Here is an 18,704-nt window from a genome sequence, read left to right on the forward strand (position 1 = left end):
GCCGCCGTCACCGGGGCCGGGGGATCGCGACGGCGGTGCCGCTGACGCGGATGCCGCTGCCCGGGTCCTCGGGGACGTCGACGGTCAGCCGTCCGGGCCGGCCCATGTCCGCGCCCTGCAGCACGGTGACGGTGACCGGCGGGGTCACGAGCTGCAGCTCGCGCAGGTAGCCGCCCAGCGCGGCGGCGGCCGCCCCGGTCGCCGGGTCCTCGACCACGCCACCGGGCGGGAAGGGGTTGCGCGCGTGGAAGGTGGTGGCGTCCTCGCGCCAGACCAGGTCGACGGTCGTCCAGTCCCGCGCCGCCATGAGTGCCGCGAGGGCGTCCCCGTCGTAGTCGAGGGCGGCGAGCCGGGCCCGTGTCCCGGCGGCGAGGACGGGGTGCCAGGCGCCGGCGTAGGCGACCCGCGGGGGCAGGGCGGGGTCGAGGTCGGCGTCGGACCAGCGCAGCGCGCGCAGCAGGTCGCGGAGGTCGCCGGGCTCGAGGGGGACGGTCCGCGGCGCGACGCTGGTCAGCGTCGCCCGCCAGGACCCGTCGCCGGCCCGGCTGGTGAGCACCTCGACCGGCCCGGCGGGGGTGCGGTACAGCAGCCGGCCGGCCCCGTGGCGCTCGGCGTGCGCGACGGCGGAGGCGATGGTCGCGTGGCCGCAGAAGCTCACCTCGGCGCGCGGACTGAAGTACCGGACGTCGAGGCCGTCCCCGCGGGGCAGCAGGAAGGCGGTCTCGGAGTACCCGACCGCGGCGGCGGTGGCCAGCATCTGGTCGGGGGTCATCGCGGTCGCGTCCAGCACGACCCCGGCGGGGTTGCCCCCACCGGGGTCGGAGCTGAAGGCGGTGTAGCGCAGCACCTCGGGGCCGGGGGAGGTGCCGTCGGTGGGGCTCCGGTGCTCGCTGGTCGCCATCGGGGACTCCTCGGGGCTCGGGAGGCGGGGGCCGGGGAGCCGCCGCCGGGTGGAGGATGCCGGGCCGGCCGTGGTCACGGGAGGACCTCCTGGCGGGCGTCGATCCAGTACTGCGTGATGCGGCCGTCCTCGACCAGGTAGGTGGCGCGTCCGTGCTCGACGACCCGCCGCCCCGGACTCCCGCCGGTCCCGGCCGCGCCGCTCTGCCGCCAGGCCGCCTCGACCCGGCCGGCCGCGGCGGCGGTGACGCCGAGCACCTCGAACGTCCACGGCCCGACGGCGCGCTGCATCTCCTGCACGTGCGCGGCGTACTGGCCGGGGCTGCGCTCCACCACCGCGTGCACCGCTCCCGGGGGTCCCTGGTGCGCCTGCACCCGGGGAGCGAGGTAGCGGTGCACGCGGTCCGGGCGGGCGCCGGACCGGACGTCGAGCAGGAACCCCCGGACGACGTCCTCGGGAGCGCCCGGCTCGCGGGGTGGGGTCACAGCTTGGCCGCCAGCCTGCGGGCCTCCTCGTGCGCGCGCTCCCGGGCGGCGTCGGCGTCGCCGGTCGCCAGGTTGGGGCGGAAGGAGACCTCCTCGACGTCGGTGACCCCCGCCCAGTTCAGCCAGTCGCGCAGGTAGGGGCCCTGGAAGTCCGACCCGAAGGCGGGACCGCGGCCCGGGCCGTAGACCGCGCTGGTGAGCAGCAGGACGGCCTTCTTGCCGGTCAGCAGGCCGGTGTAGCCGTCGGTGGGGTCGAAGCCGAAGACCATCCCGGGCTGGCTGACCACGTCGATGAACTGCTTGAGGACGTAGGGGATGCCGGCGTTCCACATCGGGACGCTGAACAGGTAGCGGTCGTAGGAGTCGAACCGCCGGAAGGTCGCCGTGGCCCGCTCCCACGCCTGCGCCGCGGCCCCCTCGGGCTGCTCGCCGGCGAAGATCGCCATCTTCGCGGCCGCCGCGGCGGGCCCGAACTCCGGCAGCGTGCCGTCCCACAGGTCGAGGGTGTCGACGGTGGCCAGCGGGTCGAGCTCGCGGTAGGTGTCGAGGAACGTGGCCGCCAGGGCCAGCGACTCGGACCGGGCGCCACGGGGTGACGCGGAGACGTGCAGCAGACGGGACATCGTTCCTCCTCGGGTGGACCGCGGCCCTGCGCCGCGTCGGTCCCGACCCTCGGGCCCGGCTCTGTCGCCGCTCTGTCGCGCGGGTGTCACCAGCCGCGACGGCGCCACTCCTCCAGGGAGGGCCGCTCCCGCCCGATCGTGGTCGCCGGCCCGTGCCCCGGGTGCACGCGCACCGCGCCGGGCAGGCGGAGGAGCCGGTGCTCGACCGAGGCCAGCACGGTGGCGAAGTCCGACAGCGGCCAGCCGGTCAGGCCCGGACCGCCGGGGAACAGGGTGTCGCCGGTGAGCAGGTCGGCCCCGGCGCGCAGGCACACCGATCCCGGCGTGTGCCCCGGGGTGTGCAGCACGTCGACGGACAGCCGCCCGAGCTCGAGGGGGACGCCGTCGACGAGCTCGGCGTCGAGGTGCCCGTCCCAGCCGGGGACCGGCACCGGCGCACCGGCGGGCGGCTGCTCCTGGGCCCAGTCCCACTGCCCGTGCGCCCGCAGGTGCGCCAGCTCGTGCGCCCACACCGCGGACTCCGCCGGGTGGGCGAGCACCAGGCAGCCGTGCCGGGCGCGGAGGGCGTCGGCGGCCTGCACGTGGTCCCAGTGGGCGTGGGTGAGGACGGCGGCGACGACGCGGCGGCCGGCCAGGGCCGCGGTGATCCGCGGCTCGTCGTCCCCGGGGTCGACGACGGCGGTGTCCCCGGTCCGTGCGCAGCCGAGCAGGTAGGTGTTGGTCCGCAGCGGCCCGACCACCACGCGGGACAGGACGACGTCGTCGTCGCACCGCAGGACCTCGGCGCTCACCGCTCCGCGTGCCGGGCGTGCGGCGGGTGGGTGTACACGCGCTCGCACCGCACGAGCACGGCGGTGCGGCGCTCGGCCGCCATGACCCGGTCGTGCTCGTCGAGGTCGTCGTGGGTGCCGCCCGCCGCGGCGAGGACGCGCCGCAGCAGCAGCCGCTGCTCCTCGGCGGTCAGGCCCAGGCCGGGGTCGTCCGGGCCGGCGAGGTCGACGTCGCCCTCCACCGCGACCCACTCCCACCCGTGCCGCAGCACGAGGGGAAGCCGGCCGTGCCGGCGCAGGCCGGTGAGCTCGCGCGTGCGGCCGGGCGCGACGAAGGCGACGACCACCGCGGGGCCGTGCTCGGCGGCGGCCAGCCGTCGTACGAGGTCCAGATCGGCGTCCATGCCGGGTAGCTTCGCGCCGTCGCTGTCACGGTCCTGTCGGGGGGAGGCGCCGCGGGTGGACCTCCTCGTGCTCGGCCCGCTGGAGGTGCGGCGCGAGGGGCGGCCGGTCGAGGTGCGCCGGGGCCGGCCGCGCCGGCTGCTGCTGTCGCTGCTGCTGCGCCGCGGCGACCCGGTGCCGCAGGAGACCCTCGTCGACCAGCTCTGGGGGGACGAACCGCCGGTCAACGCCGACAACGCGCTGCACATCCTGATCAGCTACCTCCGCAAGACCGTCGCCGGGGAGCGGCTCCGGATCGACCGCGCCCCGACCGGCTACCGGCTCGTCGTCGACCCCGGTGCCGTCGATGCCTTCCGGTTCGAGGAGCTGGTCGCGCGGGCCGCCGCGACGGAGGGGGACCCGGCCGCACAGCTGCGCCTGACGTCGGAGGCGCTGTCGCTGTGGCGGGGGCCCGCGCTGGCGGAGGCCGCCGACGACGCCTTCGCGCAGGGCGACGTCGCCCGGCTCGACGAGCTGCGGGTGCAGGCGCACGAGCTCCGCGGCGCCGCGCTGCTCGCCCTGGGCCGGCACGACGAGGCGCTGCCCGACCTGGGCCGGCTCGTCCGGGAGCACCCCTTCCGGGAGCGGCTGCACGGCCAGCTGGCCCTCGCGCTGTACCGCGCCGGGCGGCAGGCCGACGCGCTGGCGGCGCTGGACCGGGCGCGCGCGGCGCTGGCCGAGGAGCTCGGTCTCGACCCGGGCCCGCAGCTGCAGGAGCTCGGCCGGCAGATCCTGCGCCAGGACCCGGCCCTGGACGCCGTGCCGGCCCGGCGCGAGGTGCCGGCCGTGGTGGCGGGCCCGCCGTCCGCCGCGGCGGTGCCCCCGCCGGAGGTGCCGGTGGTGCCGGTGGCGCTCACCTCGCTGGTCGGGCGCGGGGACGAGGTGACCGCGGTGCGCGACGCCCTGGCGGCGCACCGGCTGGTGACCCTGACCGGCCCCGGCGGGGCGGGCAAGACCCGCCTGGCCGCGGAGGCCGTCCGCGCACCGGCCCGAGGAGTGGCGGTGTGGTGGGCCGACCTGGGCGCCGTGCCCGCCGGGTCGGGGGTCGAGGGCGCGGTCGCCGCCGCCACCGGCACCGGTCTGGCCTCGGCCGAGGACGCCGCGGTCGAGCTGCGCCGCTGGATCGGCGCGCGCGAGGCGGTGCTCGTCCTCGACACCTGCGAGCACGTGGTCGACGCGGTCGGCCGGCTGGCCGCCGTCCTGCTCGCCGGGTGCCCGGGGCTGCGGGTGCTGGCGACCAGCCGCCGGCCGCTGGGGCTGCCCGGTGAGCTGGTCCGGCCGGTGCCCCCGCTGTCCCTGCCCGACCCCGCCGGCGGACCGGCCGCCGTCGCCGCCTCGCCCGCCGTGCGGCTGTTCCGCGACCGGGCGGCCGCCGTCCGGCCCGGCTTCGTCCTGGACGGCACCAACGCCGCGGACGTCGCCCGGGTGTGCCGGCTGCTCGACGGCCTGCCGCTCGCGATCGAGCTCGCCGCCGGTCACGCCGCGGCGCTGAGCCCACGCAAGATCGCCGAGCTGCTGGACGACCGCCTGCGGCTGCTCGGGGAGGGGGAGGGGAGCGGCCGGCACGCCGGGCTGCGCGCGGCCGTGGACTGGAGCTACGGCCTGCTGTCCGGGGACGAGGCGCGCTTCCTCGACCGGCTCTCGGTGTTCGCCGGGCCCTTCCCCCTCGAGGCCGGCGTCGAGGTGGCCGGCGCCGGTCTGCCGACCGACGGCCTCCGGCTGCTGCTGAGCCTCGTGCGCCAGTCCCTCGTCGCCGCGGACGACGACCACTTCCGGCTCCTGGACACCATCCGGGCCTCCGCCGCCGCCCGGCTGGCCGCCGAGCCCGACGACGCCCTGGCCGCCGCCGACCGGCACGCCGGCTGGTACGCCCGGTTCGCCGAGGACGCCGACCGCGCCATCCGCGGTGCCGACCAGGCCGGCTGGCTCCCCGAGTTGCGCACCGCGCGGGCCGATCTGCGCGCCGCGCTGCAGCACTGCCTGCACGGTGCCCGGCCGCGACCCGCGCTGGGCGCGCGGATCGCGTGCTCGCTGTCGTGGTGGTGGTCCTACGAGGGCTCCTTCGCCGAGGCGCGGACCTGGATCGCCGCGGCCCGGGCCGCCGGGCCGCACGAGCCGCGCACCGACGCCCGGCTGCACCTGGCGGCCGGGATGCACGCCGAGTCCGTCGGCGAGCTCCACGTCGCGGAGCAGGAGTGCGCCGAGGCGGCCGCCGGCTTCGCCGCGATCGGCGACGTCCGCGGGGAGGCGCGCAGCCTCCTGCACCTGGGCACCGCCCGGTGGGCCCTGGGCCGTCCGGGCGAGGCGGCCGCGGCCCAGGACCGGTCCATCGCCCTGTTCCGGTCGGCCCGGCACGACAGCGGTGCCGGACTCGGTCTGGTGCTCCGCGCCCGCACCGCGCTGGACCAGGGGGACACCGCGCTGGCCCGCGACCTGCTCCTCGACGCCCGGCACGTCCTCCGGCGCGCCGGTGACCCGCACCTGGTCGCGCTCTGCCTCGACCAGCTCGCCCGCACCTGCCTGGCCGACGGGGCCGTGGCCGAGGCGGCGGCAACGGCACAGGAGGGCCTCGACGTCTTCGAGACGGTGGCCCACCCCGAGGGCGTCGCCGCGTCGCTGCAGACCCTGGGCCAGGTCCGGCTCGCCCTCGACGACCCGGCGGGCGCGACCCGGTTCCTCCTGCGGGCCGCGACGACGGCGGCCGACCTCGGGCACCGAGCCGCCCTGACCGAGAGTCTCGAGCTCCTCGCCGAGGCGACGGCCGGCCCGGACCCCGTGCTCGCGGCCCGGCTGCTCGGCTCCGCCGAGCACCTGCGGACCACGGCCGGCCTCGCCCGCACGACGGCGCAGCGGAGCCGGCTGGACGGGTGGCAGCCCCGGCTGCGCCGGACGCTCGCGGACCGGTACGCCGCGGAGGTGACCGCCGGCAGCCTGGAGCCGGTCGAGGACCTGCTCGACGCGGCGGGCCGAGACCGCGGGGTCGCCTCCGGCACCGGTCCGGCCGCCTGACCGGTGCCGGGACGGCGTCGCCCGGCCTCAGCGCAGCAGCCGCTCCGCGTCGGCCCACGACCCGGCGACGGCGGACACCCCGGCCTCCCGCAGGGCCTCGGCGCGCTCCCGCCGGTGGGTCTCGGGCACGAACTGCAGGAGGCCGATGGTCGGGTACCCGGCGGCCACCGCCGAGCGCGCCCCGTTCAGCGAGTCCTCGACGGCGACCGCCTCGGCCGGACCCACGCCGAGGGTGGCGCCGGCGTACGCGTACACGGCGGGGTCGGGCTTGCTGGTCGGCTCGGTCAGCGAGTCCTCGGCGCTGAACCGGCGTCCCGGGTCGAACAGCGCGGCGAGGCCGGTGACCTCGAGGCAGGCGGCCAGCCGGGAGGAGGCGCTGGACGTGACCGCGGCCAGCGCGAACCGGCCGGACAGGCGCTCCAGCGGACCGCGCACCTCGGGGTCGGGTCGCAGGACCCTCCGCAGGTGGGCGGTGACGACGTCCTTCTCCTCGGCCACCCAGTCCTCGAGGTCGGCGCGGGTGAGCTCCCGGCCGTGCGCGGTGGCCAGGTCGCCGGCCGCGGCCCGGAAGTTCTTGCCGTTGGTCATCCGCTGCAGTTCGTCGGGTGCGTAGCTGCGCCCGGCGCCCAGGCCGGCGAGGAAGCGGTTGGTGACGTCGGCCGACGCCGCGTACGCCGGCTCCTCGGAGGGGAACAGGGTGCCGTCGGCGTCGCAGAGCAGGGTCGTCACCGCGGCGGGGTCCAGCGGGAGGAACCGCTCGGCGCTCACGACGGCGCCCCGTCGGCGAGGTACTGCTCGACGACCTCCCGGGGTCCCTGCCGGTCGAGGGCGGACAGGGCCTCCTGCACGCAGTCGGCGAAGCGCGGGTCCTGCCCGACGTGGTCGAACACCGACCGCTCCGACAGCAGCGGCGCGGCGTCGCCCCCCGCCTCCTGGGCGATCGGCACCAGGTCGAGGCGCGGCCCCTGCACCGGGACCTCGTCCCCGGCGTAGTCGTGGCCCCGGAGGAAGCGCAGCCAGCCCGCCACCGCCACGCACAGCAGCCGGTGCGGGCGTCCGGCCTCCATCGCCGCCCGCACGGACGGCAGCAGGTAGTTGGGGATCTTGGTCGAGCCGCGCCGGCCCAGCCGGGACAGCTGGTCGGCCATCCGGGGGTTGGCCAGGCGGCCGAGCAGCGTGGCCTGGTACTCGTCCAGGTCGACGCCGGGGACCTCGGGCAGGTGCGGCGCGATCTCCTCGGCCATGAGCCTCGTCAGGTAGTCGCGGAACACCGGGTCGGCCATGACGTCGGCGGTGGTGCGGTAGCCGGCGAGGTAGCCCAGGTAGGCGATGGCGCTGTGCCCGGCGTTGAGCAGCCGGGTCTTCACCGTCTCGTACGGCGACACGTCGTCGACGAAGCGGACGCCGACCTGCTCCAGCGGCGGCCGGCCGTTGCAGAAGGAGTCCTCCACGACCCACTGCCGGAACGGCTCGGTGACCACCGGCCACCGGTCGTCGACGCCGGTCCCGGCCGCGACGGCGTCCCGGTCCTCGGGGGAGGTGTTGGGCGTGATCCGGTCGACCATGCTGCTGGGGAAGGCGACGTGCTCGTCGATCCACTCCGCCAGGCCGTCGTCGCCGGTCCCGTCGCGCAGCCGGGCGAAGGACACCACCGCGGTGCGGGCCGCCGAGCCGTTGGACTGCATGTTGTCGCAGGAGAGCACGGTGAACGGCGGCTGCCCGGCCTCCCGCCGCCGGTGGAGGGCCTCGACGAGGTAGCCGAAGACCGTCTCGGGCGAGCCGGGGTCCTCCAGGTCGCGGGCGACGTGCGGGTCGTCGGCGTCGAACTCGCCGGTGTGCGCGTCGACGCGGTAGCCGGTGCCGGTGATGGTCAGCGTCACCACGCGCGTGCGCTCGTCGGTCAGGGCGGCGAGCACGGCCTCCGGGTCGTCGGGGGCGTAGAGGTACCGGGTCAGCACACCGACGACGGTGGCGCGGTCGCCGTCGGCGCCCCGCTCGACCACGGTCCAGAGGCCGTCCTGGCCGGCGAGGACCTCGCCGATCTCGCGGCTGTGCAGGCCGACGCCGACCACGCCCCAGCCGGTCTCACCGGCGCGGGCGAGCTCGTCGAGGTAGACGGCCTGGTGGGCGCGGTGGAAGCCGCCGACGCCGATGTGCACGATTCCGGGGCGCAGCGCCGCGCGGTCGTAGGTGGGGACCGAGACCTCGGGCGGGAGGTCGGGGAGGGTCCGGTCGGACAGGGGGACGGCAGGAGCCGCGGCCCGGGTCTGGGCAGGCGTCATGAGGGTCTCTCGAGCAGGAGCGGCGGCACGGGGACTCTGTTCACCCCTCGCCGCTCCCGCCCTGTGCCCAGCCGCGGGCTGCGCCAACCGGCGGCGGGTGGATGTGGTGCCCGCCCCGGTGGTGGGTAGGGGACCACGGCCTCGAGCAACCGGGGACGTCCCGCCGCCCCCCGGAGGCACCGTGCCCCTCCCGCCCTCCCTCCGCCCACCCGGTCCCGCCCCTCGCCGGGTGCGCACCGACGTGCCCACCCTCGGCGTCCGGGTCCACGCCCGGACGTGGCCCTCCGGCCAGGGGAGGGACCGGGTGCCCGTCGTCCTGCTGCACGGCCTGGGCCTGTCCAGTCGGTACCTGGTCCCGCTGGGCCGCCGGCTGGCCGCCCTCGGCCACGACGTGCTGGCGCCGGACCTGCCCGGCTTCGGCCGCTCACCCCGTGACCCGCACACCCGCTGGCCGGGAGGTCCCGACGTCGCCCGGCAGACCGAGCACCTGGTGGCCTGGCTGGACGCCGCCGGCATCACCCGGGCCACCTTCTTCGGCAACTCCATCGGCTCCCAGGTCGCCGTCGAGCTCGCCGTCCGCCACCCGGAGCGGGTGGAGCGGCTGGTCCTGTCCGGACCCACCCCGGACCCGCGGTACCGACGGCCGTGGAAGCAGTACCCCCAGGTGCTCCGGAACATGGCCTTCGAGGTGCCCACGCTGCAGGCGCTGTTCCAGGTGGAGTACCTGTCCACCGGCGTCGCCCGGATGGTGCAGCAGCTCGTCCGCAGTGCGGACGACCCGGTCGAGCTGCGGCTGCCCGACGTCAAGGCGTCGACCCTGGTGGTGCGGGGCCGGCACGACCGGACGCTGTCCCAGGAGTGGGCCGAGCAGGTCACCCGGCTGCTGCCCGACGGTCGGCTGGCCGTGGTCGAGGGCGCCGCGCACAACGCCCACTACTCCGCGCCCGACGTGTCCGCCCGGCTCGTGGCGGCGTTCCTCGCCGGCGAGCTGGACGCCGCCGGTGCCGCGGGCGACCCCGTCGTCCCGCGGTCGCAGCCCGGCGACCCGCTGGCCGCGCGTCGCCCGGTGCCGGCGCGGGCGCACGCGGCGCTCGACGTGCTCACCACCGCGGCGCTGCTCACCGTCCCGCGGACCCGGCCCTGGGGACCGCGGACCCGGGCGCTGCTCACCGCCTTCGGCGCGGCGGGCCTGGCCGACACCCTGCTCACCGACCACCCGGCGGGGCTGGTGCGCAGGATCCCGCTGCCGGTGCACCTCAACCTCGAGGCGTCGGCCGGCCTGCAGCTGCTGCTGGCCGCTGCCACCTGGCTGCGTGGGGAACCGGCGGCCGGGCGCCGGGCGGTCGCCGCGCAGGGCCTGTTCGAGCTCCTCCGGGCCGGCGCGTCTTACGCACCCGCGGGACCGGCCCGACTGGTCCCGGTGACCGCGGTCGCGCCGTGACGCCGGACCCGGGCGTTCCGGGTGCGTTTCGTCCGCTCCAGGGCGGGCATGTCCCCCCGGCACGGCAGGGTGCAACACGACGCCCACCGGCCGGCCACGACTCCGGGTGGCGTGCATCGTGTTGATCACCACGTTCCGTGAGACCTCCTGCCCGCGAGGGCCACGGCGGAGCGGGGAGGCGTCCCGTGGTCGCCCGGCCTGACGTGCGCCGGCGGCCGCTGGCGGCGGTCCCGACGATCACCGGTACTCCCTGGCAGCAGCCGTCACAGCACCAGCTGCGCGGCATGGACACCGAGGCCACCCTCGACCTCGGCTGGGGCCGGCTGGTGTTCGGCCAGACGTTCGCCGACCCGCAGCGGCTGGTGGAGGTGCTGCGCGGCGAGGCCGAGGGCCGCCGGGACATCTGCATCTACCCGCGCGACCCGCAGGTGCTGCTCGGCCTGGCGCCCGGCGAGCTGTTCCTGGACCCCTCGCTCACCTTCCGGCTGGACCTGCACCGGTACCGCCCGCGTCGCGAGCTGGTCGAGCACGTCTTCGTGCGCACGGTCACCTGCCCGGACGACGTCGCCGAGATGGGTCGTGTCCTCCGGCGCGCCGGCATGCTGCCCGGGGACCCCGCCACGGTGTGGCACGACCACTCCACCGGCACGGTCCGCTACCTGGTGGCGGAGGACCGGCGCACCGGACGGGTCGTCGGCACGGTCACGGGGGTCGACCACGTCCGCGCGTTCGGTGACCCCGAGGGCGGCAGCAGCCTGTGGTGTCTCGCCGCCGATCCCGACGCGGCCCCGCCGGGCACGGGTGAGGCGCTGGTGCGCGTGCTCGCCGAGCGCCACCTCGCCCGGGGGCGCGCCTACCTCGACCTCTCGGTGCTGCACGACAACGCCCCGGCGATCGCGCTCTACCGCAAGCTCGGCTTCCGCCAGGTGCCCGCGCTGGTGGTCAAGCGCTGCAACGCGAGGAACGCGCCGCTGTTCGTCCCCGGCCCGCCCGGGCTCGACCGGCTCGCCCCCTCCGCCCGGGTGATCGCCGACGAGGCCCTGCGCCGCGGCATCCGGGTCGAGGTGACCGACGCCGCCTCCGGCGAGATGCGGTTCACCCTCGGCGCCCGCAGCGTGCTGACCCGCGAGTCCCTCTCCGAGCTGACCACGGCGGTGGGGCTGGGCCGCTGCGAGGACGGGCGGGTCACGCGCCGGGTCGTCGCGGGGGCCGGCGTCCGCGTCCCCGTCACGGCCGAGGCGCCGGAGGACGACCTGGCACCGGCCCTGGCCCTGCTCGGGCGGTTCGGGGAGCTGGTGGTGCGGCCGGCCCGCGGGGATCCGGGGAGGGGGGTCACCGCCGGGGTGCGCGACCGGGCAGGCCTGCTGTCGGCGGTCGCGCGGGCGCGGCGGCACTGCACGGACGTGCTGCTCGAGGAACCGGTGGCGGGCGAGGAGGTGCGGGTGGTCGTCGTCGACGCCGAGGTGGTCGCCGCTGCCGTGCGCCGGCCGGCCACGGTGGTCGGCGACGGCGTCTCCGACGTCACGACGCTGGTCCGCCGGACCGGCCGGCGCCGGGAGCGGGCGACCGCCGGGCGGTCACGGATCCCGCTGGACGACGCGACGGTGGCTGCCGTCGCCGAGGCGGGCTGGGCGATGGACGACGTGCCGCCGGCCGGAGAGCGGATCCGCGTGCGGCCCACGGCGGACCTGCGCTCGGGCGGGACCGTCGAGGACGTCACCGACCGGCTGCACCCCGAGATCGCCGCGGCCGCCGTCCGGGCCGCCCGGGCCATCGGCGTCCCCGTGGCCGGCCTGGACCTGCTCGTCCCCGACCTCGACGGACCCGGGTGCGTCCTCCTCGGCGCCGACGCGCAGCCGGGGCTGGCCGACCACGGGGCCCGGCCGACCGCTGCCCGCTTCGTCGACCTGCTGTTCCCCGAGACCCGCTCCCGCTGACCCCGCCGTCACGGCCGACGGCCGTGGTCGGTCGAGAGGTGGTCGTCACGTGCGGGTCGGCGCGGTCCTCGACGTCGTCGGCGGCGGACCCCGGCGACCGTCCGGCGGGCCGGACGAGCGAGAGGCCCCGGTCAGTTCCCTGACCGGGGCCTCTCGGGGTGGGGTGAGTGACGGGGCTCGAACCCGCGACACCCAGGATCACAACCTGGTGCTCTACCAGCTGAGCTACACCCACCGCGTGCCCGCCCGGAGCGCGCGGCGCCGGGGAGCAGGGACGAGGATACCGGAGCCGGTCAGCTGCCCGACGCGGCCGGGGGGTCCTCGCCGGCCCCGGTGGCCGGAGGGGTGGCGTCGGCGGCGGCGAGGACGTCGGCGAAGCTGCCCGCCACCTCGCCGGCCGCGCGCTGGGCCTGCGACGTCGAGGGGCCGGGGGCGTCGACGAACAGCGTCCGCCGGTAGTAGGCCAGCTCGCGGACCGACTCGATGATGTCGGCCAGCGCCCGGTGCGCCAGGCCCTTGGACGGCTGGGCGAAGTAGACCCGCGGGAACCAGCGGCGGGCCAGCTCCTTGATCGAGCTGACGTCGACCATCCGGTAGTGCAGGTGGTCGTCGAGCTCGGGCATGTCGCGGGCCAGGAAGCCGCGGTCGGTGCCGATCGAGTTGCCGCACAGCGGAGCGGTGCGGCGCTCGGGCACCCACCGCTTCACGTAGGCCAGCACCTGCTGCTCGGCCTCGGCCACCGTCAGCGTCGAGGCGCGGACGGCCTCGGTGAGCCCCGACTTGGCGTGCATCTCGGTGACCACGTCGGCCATGCCCTCGAGGTCGGCGTCGTCGGCGGAGATCACCAGGTCCAGGCCCGGGTCGAGGACCCGCAGCTCGGAGTCGGTCACGACCACCGCGACCTCGATCAGCTTGTCCCTGGTGAGGTCCAGCCCGGTCATCTCGCAGTCGATCCAGACCAGGTGCCCGCCGCTGTCCGCCACGACGGTCGACCCTACGTCCCGTCCGTCGGGCCCGCCTCGGGGAACCGTCCTCTACCGCACCCGCCACACCGGCGCCACTCAAGGGGTCGGCCGGAGCGGTCCGCGCCGCTACCCTCGGCCCGGTCCCACCCCGCACCCCTGGAGCACCCGTGCCGCAGCCCGTCGTCCCCGCCCGAGCGGTGCCCGCGGCACCGGTCCCGCCGGCCGCCGGGTTCCGGCACCCCGTCGCCCTGGTGCGCTGGCTGTGGTCGGCCTACGGGACGCCGGGCCGGCCCGGGCGACCGACCGGCCAGACCGAGCTGCGGTGGATCTACACCGCGTGGCTCGGGGCCTTCGCGCTCAAGATGCTCGGCTCGTCCTGGGACGTGTCCTGGCACTTCAAGTGGCTGCGCGACGACCTGGCGCCGCCGCACCTGCTGAACTCGGCGGGCACGGCCGTCGTCATCGCGCTCGTGGTGTTCCACAGCTACAGCGGCTACGGCGTCGACCGCCGGGCGCTGCGGCTCATGCAGTGGGGGATCGGCACCTTCCTGGTCGCCGTCCCGGTCGACATCGTCAACCACCGGGTCAACGGGCTGGACATCACCAGCTGGAGCCCCAGCCACGCGCTGCTCTACCTCGGGACGGCGATCATGCTCGCCGGCGCGGTCCGCGGCTGGTGGCTCTACGCCGCCCCGGGCCGGGTGCGCGAACTCGTCTCGCTGGGCCTGTGGCTGTTCTTCGTCGAGAACGTGCTGTTCCCCAACCAGCACCAGGAGTACGGCGTCCTGTCGCTGCGCGCCTACGAGGCCGGGCGGACGACGGCCGAGCCGCAGCTGCTCGACTTCGCCGTCGCCCAGGGCCAGACGCCGACGACGTTCATGCTGCCCGTGCCCTCGTGGGTGCACCCCGCGTGGCTGGTCTGCGCGGGCCTGCTGTCGCTGGTCGCCGCCCGCCGGGTCGTCGGTCTGCGGTGGACGGCCACCGCGATCGCGGGCAGCTACCTCGCCTACCGCGCCGTCGTGTGGGTCGGCCTGGTGGCGCTGGACTTCCCGCCGTCGGTGCTGCCGTTCGTGCTGCTCGTCGGCGCGGTCTGCGTCGACCTGGCGGTCACCCTCCGGCTGCCGGGCTGGGTCGCCGCCCCGGTCACCGCGGCCGCCGTCTACGCCGCCGGCGGGCTGCAGGAGGCCGCCGGGCTGCTGCCACCGTGGGACCTCGGCTGGTGGTCGATCGGTCTGGTCGTCCTCGGCTTCACGGTGCTGTGGACGGGGCTGGACCTGGTGGCCCGCAGCTCCTCCTCCGCCCGCTGGCGCCGGCCGCTCGAGCCGGGCCGGCCGGACGACGTCCTCCCCGCCGGCGCGTCCGCGGCCGACGGCGCGTCGCCGCGTCGAGGACCGGGACCGGACCGTCACATGTCGTAACGTCGGCCCCGGCCGACACCGTCGCCGGCCCCCGGGCCCCGACGAGCCCTCCTGCGCGCCCCGAGGCGCCTGCCCCCTGCACCCGACCCCCGGAGGACGACGTGCTGGCCCTGACCCCGGCGCCGCTGCAGACGGCAGGGGAGCACGCGCTCTTCGCCGAGCTGACCCGCTGGGACCGCGGCGGCACCGTCCGCGGCGCGGTCGTCGCGTCGATCCCCGTGGTCGACGGACCCGTGGACCGGCGGGTCGCCGACGCCGTGCTGTTCGTGCCCGAGGGCCTGGCCGTGGTGCGCGTCGTCGAGGTGGTCCGCCAGAGCGGCGTGGTCACCGCGACCCCCGAGGGGTCCTGGACCATCGGCCCCGGCGCCGGTCCCGGCGAGGTGCTGCAGCTGGCCGGTGGCGGGTCGACCACGCTCGACGGGCTGATGCGCGCCGGCATGGACGCCGCCGTCCGGCTGCGCCGCGCCGGTCTCGAACCCGGCCGGATCGCCCGGCTCACCGTCCTCGTCGGGGACCTCACCGGCCTGGTGCCGGCCGACGGCGACCTCGGCGAGGGCGACCAGGTCGCGCTGCTGGAGTCCCGCTCGCTGCTGCTCGGCATCGCCCGGTCGGCCCGCTACGCCGGCGTGGACAACCCGCGGCTGTGGACCACCGCCGACGTCCGGGCCGCGCTCACCGCGCTCGGCCTGCCCGGCCGCGGCCCGACGGTCGAGGAGCTCAACGGCGAGGGCTTCCCCTACTCGCCCTACGTGCTGCGCAAGCGCGAGCTGCTCGCCCCGGCGGCCATGGCCGCGAGCCCGGCGATGGGCGGCGGGAGTGCTGCTCCGGCCGCGGTGCCGCTGGTCGACCCGGTCGCGGCCGCCGCGGTCGCCGCCGCCGCGATCCGCGCCGACGAGGAGGCCGCGGCCCGGGCGGCGGCCGGCCTCGTCCCGGCACCCGCCGCGGAACCGGCCCCGGCTGCCGTGGCCGCCGCCGTCCCGGCTGCCGTGCCCGCCGCGGTGCCCGCCGCCGTGCCTGCTCCCGCCCCGCACCCGCCGACCGCCCGGTTCTCCGCACCCGCCGCGCAGTCGGGTGCGCCCGCCGTCCTCGCCCCGGCGCCGGCCCCCGTTCCCCGCGCCCCCGCGGTCGCCGCTCCCGTGGCGCTGGCCGAGGCGCCCGCCGACGAGACCGGCGGCCTCGGCGGGCTCTTCGGCGACCCCGACCCCGGCCCGCCGCCCGCGCCGGAGCACGTCCCGGCGCCGGCCGACGCCGGCCCGCCGGGCCCGCCGATCCCGCTGGTCGGACCCCGGCGACGCTCGCCGGCGGCTCGGCGGCGGCTCGCGCTGCTGGCGGCCGGGTCGGCAGCGGTCATGGGCGCGCTGGTGGCCGGGGTCGCCGGCCTCACCGGGGGCGACGACGACGTCCCGGCCGCCGGGACCGGCCCGGCGGTGGCGAGCGCCAGTCCCGCGGCCCAGGCCTCGGCGCCGCCGCGGCCGGGGGACCGCAGCGTCGTGGGCGGGCGCGACTACGTGCTGCAGCAGGTGCTCACCGAGGACACCTGCACCGGCAACGCCTACGGCGACGTGGCCGACTTCTTCGAGGCCGGTGACTGCGCCGGCCTGTCGCGGGCGCTGTGGTCGACCGACGTCGGCGGCCGCGCGGTCGTCGTCTCCGTCGCCGCCGTCGACATGGGCGACGACGCCGGGGCCCGCGCGCTGCGGGCCCTGACCGACCGCGACGGCAGCGGCAACGTCAGCGACCTGCTGCGCGAGGGGCTCGGCTACCCGGGCGGTCCCGCGGGGCTCTCCGGCGCGGAGTACGCCAGCGCGGTGGAGGGCCCGGTCGTCACCGTCGTGGAGACCGCGTGGGTGGCGCCGGGGGGCACCGGCGGCGTGGCCGACCTCGACGTCGTCGCCGGCGAGGGCCTGTCCCTCCCGATGCCCGCCGCCTGACGCAGGCATGGGAGCCATTCCCCACGTCCCGGGGGCCCGGGACGTGGGGAATGGCTCCTATGCCGTGACGTCGACGAGGACCTTGCCGACCGCGCCCTCCTCGACCGCGCGGTGCGCCTCGGCGGTCTGCGCCAGCGGGTGCACGTGCAGCGGCAGCCCGGCCTCCTCCCCGACCCGCACCGCGCCGTCGAGCACCGCGGCGTTGACGTCCTCGACGGCGAGCACCTTGGCGCGCTCCGGCTCGGTGTAGACCAGCACGAAGTGCCACTGCGCGTTGGGCGTCATCTGGGTGCGCACCGGGAGGGTCACCGCGTCACCGCCGTTGTTGGCGTAGATCGCGACCGCCCCGTGCGGGCCGACCAGCTGCGCGTCGACGGCGGCGTTGGCCGCGGGCGCCACCTCCACGACGACGTCGACGCCCTTCGGCGCCACCTTGCGCACCTCGGTCACGACGTCCTGCTGCCGGTAGTCCACGACGTGCGAGGCGCCGGCCGCCGCGGCCAGCTGCGCCTTGCGCGGGCTGCTCACGGTGGCGACGACGGTGGCGTCGGCCCAGCGGGCGAGCTGGATCGCGGCGTTGCCCACCGCGCCGGCGCCGCCCTGGACCAGCACGGTGCGGCCGGTGAGCGCGCCCGGGCCCAGCCGGTCGGGCAGCGACTCGCCGAGGGTGAGGCAGCGGTGCGCGGTCAGGAAGGGGATGCCCAGCGCCGCACCGAGCTCGAACGGGGTGCCCTCGCCCAGCAGCACCGCCTGCCGGGCGGGTACGACGGTGTACTCGGCGGCGGTGCCCCAGCGCCGCTGCCAGGCCGCCTCCCACACCCACACCCGCTGGCCGGTGACCGCCGGGTCCACGCCCTGGCCCACGGCCTCGACGGTGCCCGCGCCGTCCTGGTTGGGGATCTGGTGGTCGTCGGCCAGCGCGCCGGCGGTGGCGCCCGAGCGGGACTTCCAGTCGGTGGGGTTCACCCCGGAGAAGGCCAGCCGTACCAGCACCTCGCCGGGGCCGGGGTCGGGCACGGGGAGGTCGACCAGCTCGAGGACGTCGGGGCCGCCGGTGCGGCGGTAGCTGATGGCACGCACCCCGCCACCTTGCCCCGCTCAGGCGGTCGGCACGACCTCGGGGCCGGTGGCCACGCGCTCCCGCTGCACCCGCCGCCAGTGGTAGACGTACAGCGGCCCCGCGATGAGCAGCGTCGTCCCGGCGGCGACCACCTCGAGCACCTCGAACCGGCGCTGGGAGGCCAGCGACTGCTCGGCCAGCCGCTGTTCCTCCTCGTCGTCCAGCGTCGGGTCCCCGTAGTAGCCCACACCGGGGTCGGGGTAGGCGATGCCGACCACCCCCCGCACCAGCTGCACGGCGGCGAAGATCGAGATGACCAGGGTCACCAGGCAGACCAGGTAGAGGTAGACGTTGCGGAGGGTCAGGCGCTCGGCCACGGGGGCTCCCGTCGTCGGCCGGCGGGGGCTCACCGGCGGTGACCGTCATCGTCCGCACCCCGGCGTCGCCGCGGCGCCGACGTCCCGCCGTGCGGCCGAACCGTTATCGGGGGGACGCGCTGGTAGGACGGCGCTGCCCGCACGAGATCACCGCTCCCGAGGCGATCGCCCGCCCATGGCCACGGGAGCGCCGATCTCGTCGCCGCGGGCGGCGGGATGATCGGGCGGTGCTCCAGCGCGTCGGGACGGCGGCCGTGGTCGTCGTCGTGCTGGTGAGCGTCCTCGTGGGCCTGCTCTGGACCCTCCAGCGCCGCCTGGTCTACCTGCCCGACGCCGGGCCGGTCGGTCCGGCGGCCGCGGTGCTCCCCGGCGCCCGCGACGCCACGCTGAGCACGGAGGACGGCCTGGAGCTGGCCGCCTGGTACCTGCCCGCGGCCGACCCGGACGCCCCGGCGGTGCTCGTCGCCAACGGCAACGGAGGCCACCGCGGGCTGCGCGCGCCGCTGGCGCGGGCGCTGCACGCCGAGGGGTTGTCGGTGCTGCTCTTCGACTACCGCGGCTACGGCGGCAACCCGGGGAGCCCGACGGAGGCCGGCCTGGCGCTCGACGTGCGGGCCGCCCGCGAGTACCTCGTGGCCGACGCCGGGGTGCCGCCCGCGCGGCTGCTCTACCTCGGCGAGAGCCTCGGCGCGGCGGTGGTGACCGAGCTGGCCGCCGAGCACCCGCCGGCCGGGCTGGTGCTCCGCTCGCCGTTCGTCGACCTCGCCGCGGCGGGGGAGGTGCACTACCCGTTCCTGCCGGTGCGGGCGCTGCTGCGCGACCGCTACCCGGTGGCCGAGCGGATCGCCGGGGTCCGGGTGCCGACCACCGTCGTCCTCGGCAGCCGGGACACGATCGTCCCGCCCGAGCAGAGCCGCGCCGTCGCCGGCGCGGCCGCCGACCTGCACCGGCTGGTCGAGGTGCCGGGCGCCGACCACAACGACGCGGTGCTGCTCGACGGCGAGGAGCTCGTCGCGGCCGTCGTCGAACTCGCCCGTCGCGCCTGAGCGAGGTGAGATCCGTGC

General features: G+C 77.4%; 16 protein-coding genes and 1 tRNA gene. 6 read left to right on the plus strand and 11 right to left on the minus strand.

Features of this window, described 5'->3' with window-relative positions:
• Positions 1 to 7: 7 nt before the first annotated feature.
• The 5 genes from LY71_RS04770 to LY71_RS04790 form a co-directional block, all read right to left on the minus strand.
• Positions 8 to 901, minus strand: coding sequence for a PhzF family phenazine biosynthesis protein (locus LY71_RS04770; protein ID WP_106275912.1), 894 nt, complete (start codon positions 899 to 901; stop codon positions 8 to 10).
• Between the two features lie 74 nt (positions 902 to 975).
• On the minus strand, positions 976 to 1,386 hold the full coding sequence (locus LY71_RS23330) for a nuclear transport factor 2 family protein (RefSeq protein WP_106275790.1): 411 nt from the start codon (positions 1,384 to 1,386) through the stop codon (positions 976 to 978).
• The gene (locus LY71_RS04780) at positions 1,383 to 2,009 is read right to left on the minus strand and encodes an FMN-dependent NADH-azoreductase (protein WP_106275791.1); all 627 of its coding nucleotides are present in this window, start codon (positions 2,007 to 2,009) and stop codon (positions 1,383 to 1,385) included. Before LY71_RS04780 ends, LY71_RS23330 begins: the two co-directional genes overlap by 4 nt.
• 86 nt (positions 2,010 to 2,095) lie before the next feature.
• Positions 2,096 to 2,800 carry an MBL fold metallo-hydrolase gene (locus tag LY71_RS04785; protein ID WP_170121217.1) on the minus strand — a complete coding sequence of 235 codons (705 nt, stop codon included), beginning with the start codon at positions 2,798 to 2,800 and terminating at the stop codon, positions 2,096 to 2,098.
• Positions 2,797 to 3,183 (minus strand): pyridoxamine 5'-phosphate oxidase, encoded by a 387-nt coding sequence (locus LY71_RS04790; RefSeq protein ID WP_106275793.1) that lies wholly within the window; start codon positions 3,181 to 3,183, stop codon positions 2,797 to 2,799. The genes LY71_RS04785 and LY71_RS04790 overlap by 4 nt, the downstream gene beginning before the upstream one ends.
• 55 nt (positions 3,184 to 3,238) lie before the next feature.
• Here LY71_RS04790 and LY71_RS04795 point away from each other — a divergent pair, with 55 nt between their 5' ends.
• On the plus strand, positions 3,239 to 6,229 hold the full coding sequence (locus LY71_RS04795) for an ATP-binding protein (protein WP_170121218.1): 2,991 nt from the start codon (positions 3,239 to 3,241) through the stop codon (positions 6,227 to 6,229).
• 27 nt (positions 6,230 to 6,256) lie between these two features.
• Here LY71_RS04795 and LY71_RS04800 read toward each other — a convergent pair whose 3' ends face one another.
• Positions 6,257 to 6,997, minus strand: a complete 741-nt coding sequence (locus tag LY71_RS04800; RefSeq protein WP_106275795.1) for an HAD family hydrolase — start codon at positions 6,995 to 6,997, stop codon at positions 6,257 to 6,259.
• The gene (locus LY71_RS04805) at positions 6,994 to 8,511 is read right to left on the minus strand and encodes a mannitol dehydrogenase family protein (RefSeq protein ID WP_106275796.1); all 1,518 of its coding nucleotides are present in this window, start codon (positions 8,509 to 8,511) and stop codon (positions 6,994 to 6,996) included. Before LY71_RS04805 ends, LY71_RS04800 begins: the two co-directional genes overlap by 4 nt.
• Positions 8,512 to 8,815: 304 nt before the next feature.
• Between LY71_RS04805 and LY71_RS04810 the strand changes: the two genes are divergently transcribed.
• Together LY71_RS04810 and ngg are read left to right on the plus strand one after the other, a co-directional pair.
• The gene (locus tag LY71_RS04810) at positions 8,816 to 9,952 is read left to right on the plus strand and encodes an alpha/beta fold hydrolase (RefSeq protein ID WP_170121219.1); all 1,137 of its coding nucleotides are present in this window, start codon (positions 8,816 to 8,818) and stop codon (positions 9,950 to 9,952) included.
• Positions 9,953 to 10,137: 185 nt separating this feature from the next.
• Positions 10,138 to 11,889: an N-acetylglutaminylglutamine synthetase gene (gene ngg, locus LY71_RS04815; protein ID WP_106275798.1), complete on the plus strand. Its 1,752-nt coding sequence runs from the start codon at positions 10,138 to 10,140 to the stop codon at positions 11,887 to 11,889.
• A 159-nt stretch (positions 11,890 to 12,048) separates the two neighbouring features.
• Here the strand turns inward: ngg and LY71_RS04820 are convergent.
• Positions 12,049 to 12,124 (minus strand) — tRNA-His (locus tag LY71_RS04820).
• A 58-nt stretch (positions 12,125 to 12,182) separates the two neighbouring features.
• The gene (gene orn, locus LY71_RS04825) at positions 12,183 to 12,872 is read right to left on the minus strand and encodes an oligoribonuclease (RefSeq protein WP_106275799.1); all 690 of its coding nucleotides are present in this window, start codon (positions 12,870 to 12,872) and stop codon (positions 12,183 to 12,185) included.
• 149 nt (positions 12,873 to 13,021) lie between these two features.
• On the opposite strand from orn, the gene LY71_RS04830 reads away from it, so the two are divergent.
• The gene (locus LY71_RS04830; RefSeq protein WP_245887664.1) at positions 13,022 to 14,272 is read left to right on the plus strand and encodes a hypothetical protein; all 1,251 of its coding nucleotides are present in this window, start codon (positions 13,022 to 13,024) and stop codon (positions 14,270 to 14,272) included.
• Between the two features lie 101 nt (positions 14,273 to 14,373).
• On the plus strand, positions 14,374 to 16,203 hold the full coding sequence (locus tag LY71_RS04835) for a hypothetical protein (RefSeq protein ID WP_106275800.1): 1,830 nt from the start codon (positions 14,374 to 14,376) through the stop codon (positions 16,201 to 16,203).
• A gap of 57 nt (positions 16,204 to 16,260) precedes the next feature.
• Here LY71_RS04835 and LY71_RS04840 read toward each other — a convergent pair whose 3' ends face one another.
• Both LY71_RS04840 and LY71_RS04845 read right to left on the minus strand, forming a co-directional pair.
• A complete protein-coding gene (locus LY71_RS04840) occupies positions 16,261 to 17,283 on the minus strand; it encodes an NADPH:quinone reductase (protein WP_106275801.1) in 1,023 nt (340 codons plus the stop codon).
• 18 nt (positions 17,284 to 17,301) lie between these two features.
• Positions 17,302 to 17,640 (minus strand): hypothetical protein, encoded by a 339-nt coding sequence (locus LY71_RS04845; RefSeq protein ID WP_106275802.1) that lies wholly within the window; start codon positions 17,638 to 17,640, stop codon positions 17,302 to 17,304.
• 227 nt (positions 17,641 to 17,867) lie between these two features.
• Here LY71_RS04845 and LY71_RS04850 point away from each other — a divergent pair, with 227 nt between their 5' ends.
• Positions 17,868 to 18,686 (plus strand): alpha/beta hydrolase, encoded by an 819-nt coding sequence (locus LY71_RS04850; protein ID WP_245887665.1) that lies wholly within the window; start codon positions 17,868 to 17,870, stop codon positions 18,684 to 18,686.
• The last annotated feature ends 18 nt before the right edge of the window (positions 18,687 to 18,704 follow it).

This window comes from Geodermatophilus tzadiensis, assembly GCF_003002915.1.
In the GTDB taxonomy this organism is placed as follows: Bacteria; Actinomycetota; Actinomycetes; order Mycobacteriales; family Geodermatophilaceae; genus Geodermatophilus; species Geodermatophilus tzadiensis.